Raw genomic sequence first — 17,063 nt, 5'->3', positions numbered from 1 at the left:
CATGGAACACGCCAGCCAGCAGTCGCTGCTTCACGACGGGTTCCTCCTGCTCGGCTTCGCGCTGGTGTTCGTGCTGGTGTTCCGCCGTCTCGGGCTGGGCGCGACGCTGGGCTACCTCCTCGCCGGCGCCGTCGTCGGCCCGCAAGTGCTGGGACTGGTCGGCAAGGCCGAGCAGAAGCTCGGCATCGCGGAACTCGGCATCACCCTGCTGCTGTTCATCGTCGGGCTGGAGCTGAATCCGACCCGGCTGTGGCGGATGAAGCGCGACATCCTCGGCCTGGGCCTCCTCCAGGTGACCGCCTGCGGACTCGCGCTCGCGGCGATGATCTGGCTGACCACCGGCTTCTCGATCGAGGCCGCGCTTGCGCTCGGCCTGCCGCTGGCGCTGTCGTCGACCGCGCAGGTCCTCCCCATGCTGCAAAGCTCGGGACGGCTGCGCACCCCGTTCGGCGAGCGGGCGTTCGCCATGCTGCTGTTTCAGGACCTCTCGATCATCCCGCTGATCACGATCATCGCGGCGATGAGCCGCAATCCGGCGGACGCGGGCGGTCCTTCGGGATGGATCCTCGCGCTGCAGACCATCGCCGCCATCGCCGGGCTGATCGCCGCAGGCCGCTTCGTGATTCGCCCGCTATTCCGCCTGATCGGCAACCTCGGCGAGCGCGAGATGTTCGTGGTCGCGGCGCTGTTCACCGTCATGGCCTCGGCCGCGGTGATGGAGCTGCTCGGCCTATCGACCGCGCTCGGCGCGTTCATCGCCGGCGTGATGCTCGCCGACAGCCCCTATCGCCACGAGCTGGAAGCCGATGTCGAGCCGTTCCGCTCAATCCTCCTTGGGCTGTTCTTCCTCGCCGTGGGGATGATGCTGAACCTTCAGGCCATCGCCGAGCGGCCGCTGTTCGTGCTTGCCATGGCGATCGCGCTGGTTGCGGTAAAGACCGGCGTCATCACCCTGATCGGCAAGGCCTTCGGGATGGGATGGCGCGGCGCGCTCGCGCTTGGCCTGTTGCTCAGCCAGGGCGGCGAGTTCGGGTTCGTGCTCTTCACGCAGGCCCAGAACGCCTTCCTCATCGCGCCCGATGCGGCGAGCCTGTTCGGGGCGATCGTCACCGTCTCGATGGCGACCACCCCGTTCCTGATGATGGCCACCCGCCGCTTTCGCGAGCAGCCGGACGTGGTCCAGAGCGAGCGCGAGGGGCCCCAGGCCGACGGGGCCAACGCGATCATCGTCGGCTATGGCCGGTTCGGACAGACCGTCGCCCAGATCCTTATGGCGAGCGACGTGCCGGTGACCCTGATCGACACCGACATCGAGATGATCGACGTCGCCGGGGAGTTCGGCTCGAAGGTCTATTTCGGCGACGGCACCCGCATCGACCTTCTCCGCCAGGCCGGCGCGGACGAGGCCGAGCTGATCCTGTTCTGCATCGACGGCGACCAATTGTCCGCCGAGCTGATCGAGGCGGTCCACGAGGCGTTCCCGAACGCCGCGATCTATGTCCGCGCCTACGACCGCCGCGCGGTGATCCGCCTGCGCCCCTCCCCCGCCAAGTGGGTCGTGCGCGAGGTGCTGGAATCGGCGGTGAAGATGGCCCGGCTGGCGCTCGAGGAAACCGGCGTCTCGCTCGACGCGATCAACCGCGCCGAAGACATGTACCGTGCCCGCGACAAGGAACGCCTGCGCATCCAGATCGACAGCGGCGACATCCGCACCGGGCGCGAGCGGATCATCACCGAACGGCAGGCCCCGACGTCGCGGTGAAGGGGAGCAGAAGCGGTGCTTGGTTAGAAAGCGGTCTGTCGGGATGCGCCAACATTGCTGTCGTTGGCGATCTGGAGCTAAGTTCGTTCGATGAAAAAGTTCGTGCCCACAGATGAAAACGAGGAACGCAACGCTGGTCGCATTGCCATCTGGCTCGACCCCGTTGATGTCAAATGGCTCTCGACCCGCTGCGATTGCCCACCTGATGCTCCGAAAGATGTGACCGAACGCTGCGCAAGAGTGCGATTTCGGGCGAGATCGGCACTTCATAAGGTTGGGCTGGTTGGTAACCAGTAATGGCAGCTGCCCCCAACTTTGCGGTAAAATCTGCCGTTCCGGACACGCCAACATTGCGGACGTCGCGATCCAAGCTAAGCCTTGTCGGAAGGAGACTTTCGCCTGTGATTTACCTAGACGGCGCGTATCGACAGCATAGACCCGAGGACGTAGATCGGTTTACCGAACTTGCAGTCGTTGCCTTTCCTGAGTTTGTGGAACGCATTGAGTGCTTCGGCGCCGACTGGCTCGGGCGCCAGTTTGCGATCGACAAACTCCGTGTCGCTGACGGCCGACCGCAAGTTTTGATGCTTGAACCGGGCACTGGCGAGGCTCTGGAAATTCCAGTGGACGTGGGGGCCTTCCATGAGGTTGAACTGGCACAAGCGGCGGACGCAGCGGTCGCCCATTCGTTCTTCAAACAATGGCTTGCCAATGGTGGCGCACCGCCTGGATATGACGAATGCATTGGCTATATGAAGCCGCTCTATCTCGGTGGAGCCGACGACGTTACCAACTTGGAATTGGTCGATTTAGACGTTTACTGGACCATCTCGGGGCAGTTGCTCGCACAGGTTCGTGGCTTGCCAGTGGGAGCGAAAATCAGCGGCATTACAATTTCTGACTAGCTACCGAGCCAAGGTCCGCTCCCCCCCAACATTCCAGACCTTAACGCCTGTGAACCCCGCTGCTGAAAGTGGACTGTCCGGAGGCAGGCTCGCTGGAGCAAGCCCTCAACGGCAGAAATGTTGGGGGTGACCTGCCCCCCGCTGGGTCCCTCGATCTGATGTAGAGTCTGCCCCGACGAAGGAGCAGACGAATGAGGAAGAGCCGTTTTTCCGAGGAACAGATCATCGGGATGATCAAGGAGCAGGAGGCGGGCCTGCCGACGGTGGAGGTTTGCCGCAAGCACGGCCTAAGCCCAGCGACGTTTTACAAGCTGAAGGCGAAGTACGGCGGCCTCGAGGTGTCGGATGCCCGGCGGCTGCGCCAGCTCGAGGATGAGAATGGCAAGCTCAAGCGGTTGCTGGCGGAGAGCGTGCTGGACAATGCGATCCTGAAGGACCTGTTGGGAAAAGTCTGACGACGCCAGGCCAGCGACGGGACGCAGCGCTCGGCGTGATGCGGGACTACCAGGTCTCGCAGCGCCGTGCCTGCGTGCTGATCGGCGTCGACCCCAAGACGGTCCGGCGAGAACGTCCGCCCGACCATGCTGTGATCCGCGAGGAGATGCGCAAGATCGCCGGCCTGCGTCGGCGGTTCGGCTATCGCCGTGTCGGCGTCATGCTCGAACGCAAGGGGCACATCATGAACCACAAGAAGCTCTACCGGCTGTATCGGGAGGAGGGTCTGTCGGTCCGCCGTCGGCGCGGGCGCAAGCGGGCTCGCGGCAGTCGCACGCCGATGCCCGTGCCGCTGCGGCCGAACGACCGCTGGTCGATGGACTTCGTGGCCGACACGTTCGGCGCTTCCCGTCGGCTGCGCATCCTGGCGATCAACGATGACGCCTGCCGCGAGAACCTGTGCCTGGTGGGGGACACCAGCATCTCCGGCGTTCGGGTAGCCCGCGAGTTGGACACGCTGGTGCGCCTGTATGGCAAACCCGCTTGCATCGTCAGCGATAACGGAACCGAGTTTACCAGCAGGGCAATCCTCAAGTGGGCCAGCGAGAACCGGGTCGAGTGGCATTATATCGATCCGGGCAAGCCGCAGCAGAATGCGTTCATTGAATCGTTCAATGGGTCGCTCCGCGACGAGCTCCTGAATGAGGAGCTGTTCGACAGCCTGCCCGACGCTCGGCGCAAGCTTGCTGCCTGGCGCTACGACTACAACAACGTCCGGCCGCACTCATCGCTGGGGAACCGAACACCGGCACAAGCGCGTCGGGTGTGACGCCTCCATCAAGCAGGAACGCCCGACGCGCTTGTGCCGGTGCCTCAGCACGAATATCAAACCGGCGGACTCTCGTTATGACCGCGGGACCAGCGGGGGGCAGGTCAGGGGGAGTGGACATTGCTAGGCGGATCGGCAGTTGGCATCTTCAGCGAATGACGATTGAGCATGACGATAAAATCGACGCGCTAGGCTTGGAAAAGCACACTGGGAAAGTGGTCTTATCCATTTCTGACCATCTCGATTGGTCGGATATCAGCACCCATCTTCAAGCACTAGAGCGCAAGGTAAATGCCTACCTGACCTTCATCGAGAACGACCAAATCGCAGAGCAGATAGCCGATGCTGCAGGAAGAAATCTGAAGATAGCAATTTATAATAAGTTTTTTCCGCCACCGGAAGTAATGCCCATCCTTGATGGACTTACCCACCAACTGCGATCAAGGGGCATCGAGCTTTGGTATGGTGAGTTGCCGTCCAGTTATTAACTAGGAAGGTGGAACTCCCGACGTCCGCAATGTTGGCGGCTCCGGAACGGCGGCTTTTCAAACGCGCGGTCCTAAAGCCGTCACCAGCGCCCACAGCGAAGATGGATTTGAGCGCCCGCCCGAGACGTTCATCGCGCCGGCGTCCTGCCCCTAAATCGCGGTCGGCTCCCTACCCCCGCGGCGAAGGCGGTGTCACCGTTCGGGCCTGATCGACCAGCAGTTCCGCGCCGTTGACCAGCAGCGCCTCGTCGGAAGCGAGGTAAAGCGCTGCATAGGCCAGCTGGCGGGGGTCGCCCGCGCCTGGGTTTTGCGGGGCGAGGCCCATGCCTTCGCGCATCGACCGCACCATCGGGGTGTCGAAGGTGCCAGGGTGGATCGAGTTGCAGCGGATCGCATAGCCGTGCGTCTGGCAATGCACCGCGACCGACTTGGTCAGCGAGCGGACTGCGCCCTTGGACGCGGAATAGGCCGCGCCGTCCGCCTCGCCGCTGTGCGAGGCGACCGAGGCGATGTTGACGATCGATCCGCCGCCCGCCTGCTTCATCAGCCGCACCGCCATGCGGCAGCCGAGGAACGCGCCGCCTGCATTGACCGACTGGATGCGCTCCCAATCGGCGAACGTCGCATCCTCGATTGAAGCGGGGATCTGGATCGCGGCATTGTTGACGAGCGCGTCAAGCCGGCCGAACCGCTCGATCACGAAGGCCGCCAGCGCGTCCCACGCCGCCTCGTCGGAGACGTCATGACGGACGTAGAGACCGGGCGTCGCAAGGCCGTCGGCGACGTCGGCGACGATCACATGCGCACCCTCCTGGGTGAACAGGCCGGCGATGGCGGCGCCGATGCCCATCGCCCCGCCGGTGACGATCGCAACCTTGCCGGCGAGCCGCCCGCTCATGGCAGCGCGGCTTCGCTGCGAAAGGCGTCGACGAGGCGGTAGTAATCGTCGTCGGGGAACGGTTCGCTGTGCGTGCCCGTGGGCCAGTCGCCGTGCCGGTTCGTCGCCGGGACGGCACCTGTGTAGTCCGAGATCCCGCGGCGGTGGAGGATGCGCCACTCGCCCGCGCGGCATTCGAGCAGGTCGATGTAGCGGCCCTCGAAGAAGGCGTCCTCCTCGCCCTCACCGTTTGCTGCCGTGCGGCGGTGGTGGGCGAAGTAGTGGCTTTCGGCCAGCGCGCGCACGCCGCTCACCTCGACGGTGGTGTTGGAGACGTGGTGCGCCGCCCACAGGCAGCGGGCCATGATCGGCAGGGCATAGTCGACGAACCCGTCGGCGCTGCCGCTGTAGCCGCCATGATGGACCGTCGCCCCGGGCCAGTAGCAGGCGCGCATTGCGGCGACGTCCTTGCGGTCGTTGGCGCGGGCGCCGGCGTGGATGAGCTGCGTGACCGCGAGCACCGCCTCGACCCGCGCCAGCCGCGCCTCGAGGTCGGCGGCCATGGTCACTGCCCTTCGTCGCGGCTGATCGCGAACGCCGTCGCCTTGGTCAGTCCGTTGGAGATCGTCGCGATCGAGCGCCGCGCGCCCGGCACCTGGCGCTCGCCGCCGCGGTCGGTCACCTGGATCACCGCCTCGGCGAGCTGGGTCATGCCGTGGAGCCGCCCTTCGCCGAGCGCGCCGCCGCCGGTGTTGACCGGTAGCGTGCCGCCAAGCGCGCCATGCCCGTCGCGCAGGAACGCCAGCCCCTCGCCCTTCGGGACGATGCCGAGCCCTTCGAGCCACATGTACACGAACGGCGCGAAGCCGTCGTAAAGCTGTGCGGTGTCGAAATCGCGTGGGCCAAGGCCGGTCGCCTCCCACAGCCGCGCCGCGACCTGCTCGCAGCCGGTCCAGATGTCGTCGAGCGTCATCGGCACGCCGGTCGGCGGCGAGTGCGTGCCTGCGGAAAAGCCCGTAACCAGCGCCGGCTTCTGGCGGAGGTCGCGGGCGCGCTCGGTCGTGGTCAGGAGCAGCGCCGCGCAGCCGTCGACGGGAATGTCACAGTCGAGGATCGACATCGGGTCGGCAATCATGCGGGCATTCAGGTAGTCCTCCTCGACCAGCGGCTTGCCCCGCCAGAACCCGTTGGGGTTGCGGCAGGTGTTGGCGCGGTTGTCGACGATGTAGCGGGCGAAGTCCTTGCGGCTGTAGCCGAACATCTGGAAGTAGCGGTTGACCACGGTCGCCGCCCAGGACGGCGGACCGGAGTAGCCGAAGGGCGCGAACCACTGCTCGTTGCCGACGGCGAACTTGTTCTCGTAATTGACGTAGCTGCCGGGCGGCACGTGCAGCGCACGGTACACGATCACGTGGCTGCACACGCCGCTGGCGATCGCCATGCACGCCTCGATGAACGCCTGGGTCACCATCGCGTTGGTCGAGCCGGTCCAGCGGTTGTGGTGATGCGTGCCGAGCTGTTCGCCCAGCGCCCAAGGGGTTACCACGTCGATCCCCTCGATCGTGCCGCGGACCCCGCCATAGCGGGGCATCGAGGGAGACGTCGCTAGGCCGTCGAGGTCCTTGCGGCCGAGGCCGGCGTCAGCCAGCGCCGCATCCACCGCCTCGACCGCGAGACTGGCAAGCGAGCGTTCCGAACGGCGGGTCAGCGGGCTGTAGCCGATGCCGGCGACGGCGATCTTGTCCTTGAAAGCCCAGGTCATGCAGCGTTCTCCCGGACCGGACGGAATTGCGGGATCGCGCAGTCGGAGGTGATGGAGTCGAACTCGACTTCGACCGGCAGGCCGAGGCGCAGTTCGCCCTCCTCCGCGCCGACGATGTTGGTTGAGACGAGCAGGTGCGGCTGCTCGTCGAGTTCGACGATGGCGACGACCAGCGGCAGACGGCCCTTGAATCCCGGCGCGGGCGCTTCCTTGAGCACGCACCAGGTGAACAGCGTGCCCTTGCCCGAAACCGTCTCGAACGCCAGTTCCTCGCTGCCGCACGACGGGCAGGCCAGGCTCGGCGCATGGTTCCAGCGGCGGCACTTCACGCAGCGCTGGATATCGAGCCGGCCGGCGTTGGCGGCTTCCCAGAAGGGCGCGCTGACCTCGTCCCCCACGGGGATCGGGCGCAGTGGGGTATCGGTGTCGAGAGCTTCCAGCGTCACATCCGGCCCTTCACGATTCGCACCGATTTCGCACTACGGTGCAATTTTCAATTCCGGCTCTCTGCGCCTTTTCACCCCGATGCGCAAGCACCCGGATTTGCGATTGACGGTCGCCGTCGAGGAACATACCTTGCACTCAAATGCAAAATTGAAGGGAAGAGGCCGGTTCCGATGTCAGCCATTTCGAAGATCCAGCCGGCCCCGCGCCCGGCCCATGTCCCGCCTGAACTCGTGGGCGATTTCAACCTGATGGACGATCCGTCGATGCTGCCCAGCAGGCTCGGCGACCCACACACGGCGATCGCCCGGCTGCTCGACGGCCCGCCCGTGTTCTACTCGCTCAACATGACTCGCAACGGCGAGGGCGCGTGGATCATCGTTCGCGCCGAGGACCAGCGCAAGGTCCTGCAGGACGGCGCTTCGTTCTCCGCCAACCGCAATATCTTCGCCTCTGCGCTGGGAGAAACCTGGCCGGTCATCCCGCTCGAGATCGACCCGCCGGATCATGGCAAGTATCGCTCGCTGCTCAACCCGCTGCTCTCGCCGCGCCGGGTCATGAATCTTGAGCCAGCGGTCCGCGCTCGCGCCGTCGACTTGATCGAAGCCATCCGCGCCAATGGCAATTCGTGCGAGGCGATGATCGAGTTCGCGTTCCCCTTCGCGGTGGCGATCTTCCTCCAGTTCCTCGGCATCCCGATCGACCGGTTGCACGAGTTTGTCGATTGGGCGAACAACCTGCTGCACTCGACGCCGGAGCAGCGCACTTGGGCCGCCAGGCAGGTCGTCGGCTTCCTCGACGAGCTCCAGGCCGAGCGGCGCAAGCGCCCGACCGACGACTTCATGAGCTTCGTGACCCAGGCCGAGATCGAGGGTCGCAAGCTCTCGGAGCACGAAGTCAAGGCGATGAGCGTACTCCTGTTCATCGGCGGGCTCGACACGGTGGCAGCCGCACTCGGTTTCGACCTGCTGTACCTCGCGCAGCACAAGGACCGTCAGGACCTGCTGCGCCGCGAGCCGAAGCGGATCACGCTCGCGGCCGAGGAGATGCTGCGCGCCTTCCCCACGGTCACCCCGGTCCGCCGCGCCACCCGCGACGTCGAGCTGCGCGGCGTAACGATCAAGGCCGGCGACCTCGTCGCCTGCCCGTCGATGACCGCGAACCGCGATCCGGCCGAATTTCCCAATCCCGAGGTCGTCGACTTCGAGCGCGAGGACAACCGCCACGTGGCCTTCGCCTATGGCCCGCACCGCTGCCTCGGCTCGCACCTTGCGCGGCGCGAAGTGGTGATCGGCCTGGAGGAATTTCTCGCCCGCGTGCCGGAATTCCGGCTGAAGCAGGACGACCTGCCGATCGTGTTCGGCGGCTTCGTGTTCGGGGTCGACAACCTCGTGCTCGAGTGGGACTGACAAGGGAGGCATGGCGATGCACGTGATCGTGGACGGGGCCAAGTGCCAGGGGAATGCCCGCTGCTGGGCCCAGGACGAGCAGATGTTCGACCTCGACGACGAGGGCTACCTGCCTTCGCAGACGATCGAGGTGCCGAATGATCCGGACAAGCAGCTCAAGGCCCGCCGCGCGGTCAGGGCCTGCCCAGAGCGGGCGCTGACGCTCGAGGAATAGGAGCGCGGCCTGCCGGTCAGTCCGGGCCGCGCCCCTTCGCCGGCATTAGCGGTTGAGCTCGACCATCCTGGCCTCGACCAGACGGGGCAGCACTTCCTTCTCGAACAGCAGCAGACTGGCCCACGACAGGTCCGGATCTAGACCGCCGAGCAACGCGTGGAAGTTGATCCCGGCGTTGGCTGGCTGGGTCTTGAGCCATTCGAAGCACTGCTCGGGCGTCAGCACCTTGATATTCGGCATCGCCTTCAGCGCATCGACCGTTTCGGCCGCCTTGTAGAGCGTGTCGCCGCCGCCGCGTTCCTTGGCCCATTCGGCGTAAGTGTTGGTCGCATAAGCGACATGCGGCGCGACGCGTGGCCAGTCGCGCTCGGGGTTGTCGGTGATGTAGAGGAAACTGGCGATCGACTTGACGATCGGCTCTGGCGGCGGGAAGCCGAGCTTCGCGCGTTCCTCGGCATAGAGATCCCACAAGCCGGGGTGGCCGGGGAAGTACTGGTAGCCGCCCTTGGCCGCACGGATTGCCGACTTGTCGGTCGAGCCACCCATGTAGATCTTCGGCCCGCCCGGCTGGACGCCCTTTGGCGTAACCCGGACCATGCGGCCCTCGTATTCGAACGGCTCCCCGCCCCACGCCTTCTTGAGCGTGTCGAGCGCCTTGTTCATGAGGCCGAGCCGCTTGGTGATGTCCTTGCCGAACATCTCGAACTCGTGGGGCCGGTAGCCCATCCCCGCCGTCAGCCAGATGCGGCCGTTCGAGATGTTGTCGAGCACCGCAAGATCCTCAGCGAGGCGCAGCGGGTCGTGCATCGTCACGACCAGCGCGGAAAGGTGGACGAAGATCCGCTGCGTCACCGCAAAGATCGACGCCGCCTGGACCATCGACGAGGGGCAATACCCGTCTTCCGCGCCGTGGTGCTCGGCGAGGAACACCTGGGTGAAGCCCAGCTTGTCCGCCCATGCAGCCTGCTCGATCGCGGTGCGGTAAAGCGCGGGATGCGGTGCCCCGAAGCTGGGGCTGTTCATGTCGTAACGCAGGTTGAGCTGCATGGACTGTACTCTCGTTGGCCGGAGCGCAGCGGCGCGTCAGGCGTTGACCTTGGAGGCAATGCGACCGGTCAGATCGGCCGCCTGCAGCGCGATGCGCCGTTCGAGCAGGCTGGCGATCTCGGCCTCGGTGTAGCCGATCTCGCGCAGGATCTGGCTGGTGTGATGGCCCAGCCGCGGGGCCGAGCCCTGCGCCCGGCCCGGCGTCTTCGACAGGCGGTTGAACAGGCCGAGCATCCGTACATGGCCATATAGCGACTGGCGATCCTCGCAGACGCGGCCCGTGGCCTCCATCCAGTCGAACAGCAGCGCCTCGTCGACCCACGGGCCCTCGCAGACGATCTCCGCCGGTGCCCCGGCAGCATCGAGCCCGGCGAAGGCTTCGGCGCTGGTCCGCGCCACGAACCAGCCGTCCAGCAGCGCCTTCAGCTCCGCATCGGCGGCATCGCGGTCGCGCACGGACGGATAGCGGGCTACCAGTTCCTCCTGCCCGATCGCACGGGCGAGCGCGGCGAACCGTTCGTCGCTCCGGCAGGCGATGCAGACCCAGCCGTCGCTGGTCCGGTAGATCCGGTCGAGCGCGTTGAAGCCCTGCTGCCCGGCATCGAGCCGCATGCCGTAAACCGGCTTCATATCGGCATCGAGGAAGTGTTCGGAGGTGGTCCACAGGCTTGAATGAAGCTGCGGACACTCGACGTATTCCGCGCCGCCGCCGCGCTCGTCACGCGCTTCGAGCGCCATCAGGACCGCCGCCGCGCCGAGAAAGCCGTTGTTGTAGTCCTCGTTGCCGAAGACCGAACGGTTGGGCGTGTTGCCCTCCCCGCCGCCTTCGTAGAGCAGCCCGGTCCAGCCCGAGACCAGCGGCGCGAAGCTCTTGAGCAGCGACTTCGGCCCCTTCGAGCCGTAACCCGGCAGGTACACGTAGACGAGGTTTGGGTTGACGGCCTTCAGCGCCTCGAATCCGATGCCAAGCTTGTCGGCCTTGCCCGGGCGAAGGTTGTGGGTGATCACGTCGGCGGTGGCGACGAGCCGCTTGGCCGCCTCGAGCGCTTCCGGGTTCTTGAGATTGAGCACGATGTCGCGCTTGCCGCGCGCGGCGGCGTCGAAGCAGTCGGGCAGCGGACGCATCTGGTCGCCGCCCGGTGTCTCCAGCTTGATCACGTCCGCACCGAGGTCGTTCAGCAGCCGGCCGCCGAAGCCGACCGCGAAGAACGACGAGAAGTCGACGACCTTGAGCCCTTCGAGCGGCCGCGCGATGTCGCGCACCTTCGCGGCTGCCGTGCGCGGCGCGGCGGACTGGAACTCGGCGAGGCGGCCATTGTCCGCACCCACGGCGGGTGCGGGCTGCGGCGTGCTGCACGGCGTATCGGCAAGGCGAACGGCGGGCGCGGCCTGATGGATCGTGCCGAAGTCCGGATCGGGCAGCGCGATGCGCATCTGCGCGAACTCGACCTGTTCGTCGAGCAGGATTTCGGCGGGCTCGAGAACCGGAAGCGCGGCCACGTCGGCGGCGTGGAACAGCGCGATCCACTCGTCCCGGGGCCTTGCCTTGAATGCTTCGAACACCTCGACACGGGCGGCCGAGTACTCGTCTTCGCTGAGCGGCATCGCCATTTCGGGGCCGTCGACCTTCCGGATCCGGTCACCGAAGCCGAGGATGTCCATCGCCGGCTTGAACCCGCCCGAGCCGGTGTGGAACTGGAGGAACTTGCCGTCGCCGCATTCGAACATGCCGGTGATGAGGCGGACGTTGCCAAAGCGGTCGACCGCGCCGGAATCGCCCTTCTTGATGTAGGAGATGCCCTCTTCCTGCCACCAGTGGTTCATCGGGCTCTGCGCGAGATAGGCGTCGAGAAGCGAAGCCTCGACCTCCTGCCCCACCCCGATCGCCCGGCGGGCGCGGACGGCCGCGAGCGTGGAGAGCACGGCAAGGAACGCCTGCCCGTAATGCAGCGCGGGATGGCCGAGGTACATCGGCCCGGCGCGATGCGAACTGCCCTTGTCGACCATCGTCCCGAGCTTCGCCGCGGCCAGCGATTCGCCATAGGGTCGGTCGGCATAGGGCGTGTCACGGTTGTATCCACACAGCTTGCAGACGACGAGGGCAGGGAAATCGCGGTCGAGCGTGGCAATGTCGAGACCCAGCGCGGCGGCTTCGCCGTCCTCCAGCGAATGGATGAAGATGTCCGCGCCGGCGAGGAGCTTGCGCAGGTCGTCGACTTGCGAGGCCATGTCGAGCTCGACGCTGCGCTTGCCGCGGTCCCAGCCCTTGCGCGTAAGATCGTGGGCGAAATAGGTGCCCCCGCGCGGTTCGACCTTGATCACCTCGGCCCCGTGATCGGCGAGCAGCATGCCGGCAATGCTGCCGGGCATGACGGTCGCAGCCTCGATGACGCGCAGGTGCGCGAGCGGTCCAGACATCCGTACTCTCCCATGGGCGACTCCGGAAAAACCGCGACGCCGAATCAAATCTGCACTGAAGTGAAACCTCGCGCAATCAATTTCGGACTATGGTCCAATTTTGTTGCACCGGATCCTGTTCAGTGCAAGAAGCAAGGCTGGAGGGCGCCATGGCAAAGCAGCAGGACAGCGAAGGCTACTCGAGCCCCGCTATGGCCGAGCGCCGAAAGCGCATCCTTGCGACAGCCCGCGAGCTCGTCTCCGAAAAGGGCATCGAGGGCTGGAGCCTGCTTGAGCTGGGGAAGCGCGCGGGCGTGGCCAAGCAGACTCTGTACTACGCGTTCGGCAGCAAGGACGAGGTCGTTGCCGCCGCGATCCTCGACTATTTCGAGGAGTACGAGGCCGCGATACCCTATCGTGCGGCGCCCGGGAGTCTCGACCGCCTGATCGAACGCATTGTCGGTATCGGACGCCGTAACCTGCAGATCCGGAACTACGTCGCAGCGCTCATCACGATCTACTACGGCCGCTCGCCGGACCTGTGGCAGGCGATGCACGAAGTGTCGTCGCGGCCGCACCGTGCAGCGGTCGATGCGCTGGACGGAGCCGGAGCGCTTCTGCCGTGGGTCGATCCGGCCACCCTGGCCGAGATGATGGTCGGGCAGACGATCCTTGTTGCCAATGCCTGGATTCAGGGAAGGGTCGCCGACGCAGACATGATCGACCGCATGGCCATGGCCGTCCTGACCGAGCTCGCCGGGTCGGTCCGCCCCGCTGTCCGTTCCTCGGTCGAGCACACGCTCGGGCGCATCGCGAAGGACGGGGCTGAGGCTTACGTCTCCGCGCTCTGAGCCCGCTCCGCCACGGCCCGGTCGAGCCGCCCCAGCACCGCTTTCATCGCTATGAGGCCAAGCGCGCAGCCACCGATGACCACGACGGCGAGCGAATGGCCGACCTTGGCCTCGTCGGCGAAGACGTATGTCGTGAGCCACCCGACCACCGCCGGACCGGCCCCGAACCCGACGATGTTGTAGACGAACATCAGCATGCCCAGCAGCTGTCCGCGCAGCGTCGGCGGCGCGAGCAGCGCGATGATCGCGGAGCCGTAGACGATGAACGGCACTGTCGCGAGCTGGATCAGCGCATAGCAGGCAAGAAACACGAACGGGTTCGCCGCGAAGAAGGCATAGAGGATCGCCGGCGAAAGGGCGATGATCGTCCAGGTGTAGAACCGCAGGTGCGCATCGCGCATGCCCCTGGTGAACAGCCGGTCGACAATCCGCCCCATCGCGATCAGCGCCAGGGCGCCGAAGATGTTCATCGCGGAAAGCGCCACGCCATAGCGGTCCGGCTCCCATCCGAAATGACGGTCCATGTAGGTCGGGACCCACGATGTCATCGAATAGCCGACCACCGCGAGGCAGGTGAAGGCGAAGGTCATGCCGCCGAGCAGCACGGCGTTCGCCCGCAGGAACGGCCACAGCTGGCCGTCCCGTCCCGCGACGGCCGCACTCTCGCGCCCGCGCCGCGGCGGTTCGGGAAAACTGAACGCCAGGAACATCAGCAAAAACCCGGGGATGCCGATCAGCGCGAAGGTCACCTGCCAGTACTGCGCAGGTCCGTGGATCGGCCAGTCGACCCCGTTCAGCGACTGGGCGAACGCGATGGTGAACCCGCCAAGGCCGAACGCCGCGGCGGAGCCGGTCTTGCCCGCGGCCTGGAAGACGGAGGTCGCCAGCGTCACCTTGTCGCGCGGAAACGCGTCGGCGATCATCGAGTAGGCCGCCGGCAGCAGCGCCGCCTCGCCAATCCCGACGAAGACACGTGCGGTCATCAGCTCGCCGAAAGTCGAAGCGAAACCGCAGGCAAGCGTCGCCGCCGCCCACACCATAACCCCGCCGAAGATAACCGCCCGGCGCGGAAACCGGTCCGACGCCCAGCCCAGCGGTATCGCGAACAGCGAATAGGACAGCGCGAACGCCGGCCCCAGGACGAGGCTCATCTGGAAGTCGGTCAGCCCCATGTCGGCCTTGATCGGGGTGACCAGCATCGACACGGTCAGCCGGTCGAGCCACGCCAGCACATAGATGACGAACAGCGCGGCGACCATCCACCACGCCATCGCCAGCGATGGCTGCGCGGGCGTCGGCCGCGCCTGTTCGCCCGGCATCAAGGTCTCAGCTTTCGCCTGCCTGCTTCTTGTTGGCGGCGGCCATCTTCTTCCCGTCGAACCCGCCCGCGAGCGATCCCGAAACAAGCTGGTTGTGAGCGTGGGCGAGGTGGTGGATGCCGAACGCGGAATCCATCGCGCTGCGCTTGCCGCGCAACTCCTCGACGTTGTTGATCGCCTGCTTGCACAGCGCCATGCCGAAGCGCGGGCGCTCCGCCATCTCGACCGCGATCTTCTCGACCTCGGCCTGCAGGTCCTCGCGGGGGTGGATGCGGTTCACCATGCCGAACTGATAGGCGCGGGAGGCCGGCATGCGCTCACCCAGCAACAGGAACTCGCGGGCGATACGCGGGGGCAGCTCGAATGCGTGGGCGAAATACTCGACGCCGGGGAAACCCATGCGGACCACCGGATCCTGGAAGAACGCGTCCTCGCTGGCGACGATCATGTCACACACCCAGGCGAGCATGAGTCCGCCGGCGACGCATGCGCCCTGGACCATCGCGATCATCGGCTTGGGCAATTCCTGCCAGCGGCGACAAAACCCGAGATAGGCGTCCTGTTCGAGCGCATATTGCGCCTCCGCGCCCTGGAGGCCGAGGTGACTGTACCACAGCAGTTTGCGTTCGCGCGGCATGTCGCGGTCGCGGTCGGGGGTGCCGAGGTCGTGGCCGGCCGAGAAATGCTTGCCGTGACCGCCCAGCACAATGACCTTGACCGCCTCGTCCTCCACGGCATCGCGAAACGCTTCGTCGAGCTGATTGAGCATGCGGTAGTTCTGGGTGTTGGCGTACTCCGGCCGGTTCAGCATCACCCAGGCCACGCCATCGCGCACCTCATAGGTGATGAACGAGGGTTCCGATGCGGCTCCGGCTTCCTGAGTCGCGGCTGAGGTTTCCATCTGAAGGCTCCCGATCCTGTCTGCACTGTTTTCAGGCACGGCTGCATCGTTACACGTGCTTGCAGATTTCCACAACGAGAATCCGGCCGAAACCTATCCCCAAGTGCAAAATTCAATTGACTTGGAGAGGCGGGATCGGCAACACCGGAGCAATCGAGGGAGGGTTCGCCGGGTGACGGACAGGATCGCCCAGCACTGCCGCCGGGAGAGACCGTGAACGCCATCGCCGCCCCTGAAACCGACGCCTTCCGTGAAGAAGTGCGCCAGTGGCTGCGGGCCAACTTTCCGCCGAACCTCAAGGGTCACCCGTGGCTGATCAGCGGACACGACGAGCTTCACGGACCGGCCGAAGACCATGCCCGCTGGAAGCGCGCTGTTGCGGACAAGGGCTGGGGGGTCCCCACGTGGCCGGTGCGTTATGGCGGTGCCGGGCTTGCCGAAGAGCAGGGTGACGTCATCATCGAGGAGATGGAGCGCATCGGGGCGTTCCAGCCGATCATGTCGATGGGCCTGATGATGCTTGGCCCGACGCTGCTCGAATTTGGCAGCGAAGAGCAGAAGCTGCGGCACCTGCCCGGGATAGCCCGAAGCGAGGTGCAGTGGTGCCAGGGCTTCTCAGAGCCGGGGGCAGGCTCCGACCTCGCCTCGCTCCGCCTGCGCTGCGAGGACAAGGGCGATCACTGGCTGCTTAACGGCCAGAAGATCTGGACCAGTTACGCCCACCATTCCGAGTGGGGGTTTCTGCTGGCCCGCACCGACACGTCCACCAAGCATCGCGGGATCAGCTTCCTGCTGTGCGACATGGCCACGCCGGGGATCGAGGTCCGCCCGATCAAGCTGATCAACGGCATCTCGCACTTCTGCGAAGTCTTCTACACCGACGTGATGGTGCCAAAGGAAAACCTCGTTGGCGACGTCAACGGCGGCTGGGCGATCGGCAAGCGGCTGCTCCAGCATGAACGGACCGGACTCTCGCGCCTGCGCGGGCGCAAGCAGAGCGTGGTCGATCTGGTGGACATCGCCCGGCGATATCAGGGCACCGACAACGCCGGCCGGCTTCTCGACGGCGACCTTCGCGCCACGCTGGCGGATCACCTGATGACGGACCACGCCTACCGCCTGACACTGGAGCGGCGCAGCGCGGAGGCGGATGCCGGCGCCAAGCCCACGACCCCGGTTTCCACGCTCAAGAACATCGGGGCCCTGGTCGGCCAGCAGCGCGGCGAACTGGCGATCGAGCTGGCCGGAATGAACAGCCTCGGCTGGGCTGGCGACGGCTACACCGCCGAGGAGCTCGAGCTGTCCAGCCATTGGCTGCATTCGAAGTGCTACTCGATTTACGGTGGCAGCACCGAGGTCCAGAACAACATCACTGCCCGGCACGAGCTGGGCCTGCCGACGGACTGAGCGAGACAACTAGATG

15 protein-coding genes and 1 pseudogene are annotated in these 17,063 nt (G+C 65.8%); 8 read left to right on the top strand and 8 right to left on the bottom strand.

The features are described 5' to 3' along the window. Position 1: 1 nt before the first annotated feature. The 4 genes and pseudogenes from AC3WLD_RS14540 to AC3WLD_RS14525 all read left to right on the top strand — a co-directional run bounded on the left by AC3WLD_RS14540 (position 2) and on the right by AC3WLD_RS14525 (position 4,419). Positions 2-1,762 (top strand): cation:proton antiporter domain-containing protein, encoded by a 1,761-nt coding sequence (locus AC3WLD_RS14540; protein ID WP_492557692.1) that lies wholly within the window; start codon positions 2-4, stop codon positions 1,760-1,762. A 401-nt stretch (positions 1,763-2,163) separates the two neighbouring features. Continuing rightward, on the top strand, positions 2,164-2,667 hold the full coding sequence (locus tag AC3WLD_RS14535) for a T6SS immunity protein Tdi1 domain-containing protein (RefSeq protein ID WP_492557691.1): 504 nt from the start codon (positions 2,164-2,166) through the stop codon (positions 2,665-2,667). A gap of 191 nt (positions 2,668-2,858) precedes the next feature. Further along, a pseudogene (locus AC3WLD_RS14530) lies at positions 2,859-4,012 on the top strand (IS3 family transposase). Positions 4,013-4,086: 74 nt separating this feature from the next. Continuing rightward, positions 4,087-4,419: a DUF6572 domain-containing protein gene (locus AC3WLD_RS14525; RefSeq protein WP_492557690.1), complete on the top strand. Its 333-nt coding sequence runs from the start codon at positions 4,087-4,089 to the stop codon at positions 4,417-4,419. Between the two features lie 169 nt (positions 4,420-4,588). Here AC3WLD_RS14525 and AC3WLD_RS14520 read toward each other — a convergent pair whose 3' ends face one another. The 4 genes from AC3WLD_RS14520 to AC3WLD_RS14505 are packed head-to-tail and all read right to left on the bottom strand — an operon-like array spanning position 4,589 to position 7,504. Beyond that, positions 4,589-5,317, bottom strand: coding sequence for an SDR family oxidoreductase (locus AC3WLD_RS14520; protein WP_492557689.1), 729 nt, complete (start codon positions 5,315-5,317; stop codon positions 4,589-4,591). Further along, a complete protein-coding gene (locus AC3WLD_RS14515) occupies positions 5,314-5,859 on the bottom strand; it encodes a nuclear transport factor 2 family protein (protein WP_492557688.1) in 546 nt (181 codons plus the stop codon). The genes AC3WLD_RS14520 and AC3WLD_RS14515 overlap by 4 nt, the downstream gene beginning before the upstream one ends. Positions 5,860-5,861: 2 nt before the next feature. Continuing rightward, positions 5,862-7,058, bottom strand: a complete 1,197-nt coding sequence (locus AC3WLD_RS14510) for a thiolase C-terminal domain-containing protein (protein ID WP_492557687.1) — start codon at positions 7,056-7,058, stop codon at positions 5,862-5,864. Beyond that, the gene (locus tag AC3WLD_RS14505; RefSeq protein ID WP_492557686.1) at positions 7,055-7,504 is read right to left on the bottom strand and encodes a Zn-ribbon domain-containing OB-fold protein; all 450 of its coding nucleotides are present in this window, start codon (positions 7,502-7,504) and stop codon (positions 7,055-7,057) included. The genes AC3WLD_RS14510 and AC3WLD_RS14505 overlap by 4 nt, the downstream gene beginning before the upstream one ends. 171 nt (positions 7,505-7,675) lie before the next feature. Here AC3WLD_RS14505 and AC3WLD_RS14500 point away from each other — a divergent pair, with 171 nt between their 5' ends. Together AC3WLD_RS14500 and AC3WLD_RS14495 are read left to right on the top strand one after the other, a co-directional pair. Continuing rightward, complete coding sequence (locus tag AC3WLD_RS14500) at positions 7,676-8,911, top strand: cytochrome P450 (RefSeq protein WP_492557685.1); 1,236 nt, start codon at positions 7,676-7,678, stop codon at positions 8,909-8,911. A gap of 16 nt (positions 8,912-8,927) precedes the next feature. Next, positions 8,928-9,125: a ferredoxin gene (locus tag AC3WLD_RS14495; protein ID WP_492557684.1), complete on the top strand. Its 198-nt coding sequence runs from the start codon at positions 8,928-8,930 to the stop codon at positions 9,123-9,125. A gap of 45 nt (positions 9,126-9,170) precedes the next feature. On the opposite strand, the gene AC3WLD_RS14490 is transcribed toward AC3WLD_RS14495, so the two are convergent. Both AC3WLD_RS14490 and AC3WLD_RS14485 read right to left on the bottom strand, forming a co-directional pair. Further along, complete coding sequence (locus AC3WLD_RS14490; RefSeq protein WP_492557683.1) at positions 9,171-10,172, bottom strand: LLM class flavin-dependent oxidoreductase; 1,002 nt, start codon at positions 10,170-10,172, stop codon at positions 9,171-9,173. A gap of 36 nt (positions 10,173-10,208) precedes the next feature. Further along, positions 10,209-12,590: a CaiB/BaiF CoA-transferase family protein gene (locus AC3WLD_RS14485; protein ID WP_492557682.1), complete on the bottom strand. Its 2,382-nt coding sequence runs from the start codon at positions 12,588-12,590 to the stop codon at positions 10,209-10,211. 149 nt (positions 12,591-12,739) lie between these two features. Here AC3WLD_RS14485 and AC3WLD_RS14480 point away from each other — a divergent pair, with 149 nt between their 5' ends. Further along, positions 12,740-13,420: a TetR/AcrR family transcriptional regulator gene (locus AC3WLD_RS14480; protein ID WP_492557681.1), complete on the top strand. Its 681-nt coding sequence runs from the start codon at positions 12,740-12,742 to the stop codon at positions 13,418-13,420. Here AC3WLD_RS14480 and AC3WLD_RS14475 read toward each other — a convergent pair. Then, positions 13,402-14,739 (bottom strand): MFS transporter, encoded by a 1,338-nt coding sequence (locus tag AC3WLD_RS14475; RefSeq protein WP_492557680.1) that lies wholly within the window; start codon positions 14,737-14,739, stop codon positions 13,402-13,404. The genes AC3WLD_RS14480 and AC3WLD_RS14475 overlap by 19 nt on opposite strands. A 7-nt stretch (positions 14,740-14,746) precedes the next feature. Next, on the bottom strand, positions 14,747-15,640 hold the full coding sequence (locus AC3WLD_RS14470; protein ID WP_492557679.1) for an enoyl-CoA hydratase: 894 nt from the start codon (positions 15,638-15,640) through the stop codon (positions 14,747-14,749). Positions 15,641-15,853: 213 nt separating this feature from the next. Between AC3WLD_RS14470 and AC3WLD_RS14465 the strand changes: the two genes are divergently transcribed. Then, positions 15,854-17,047, top strand: coding sequence for an acyl-CoA dehydrogenase family protein (locus AC3WLD_RS14465; protein WP_492557678.1), 1,194 nt, complete (start codon positions 15,854-15,856; stop codon positions 17,045-17,047). Positions 17,048-17,063: the final 16 nt, after the last annotated feature.

This window comes from Novosphingobium sp. FW305-C-111, assembly GCF_058783565.1.
The sequence above is the reverse complement of the archived record's forward strand: the minus strand, read 5'-3'. Positions and strand labels throughout refer to the sequence as shown.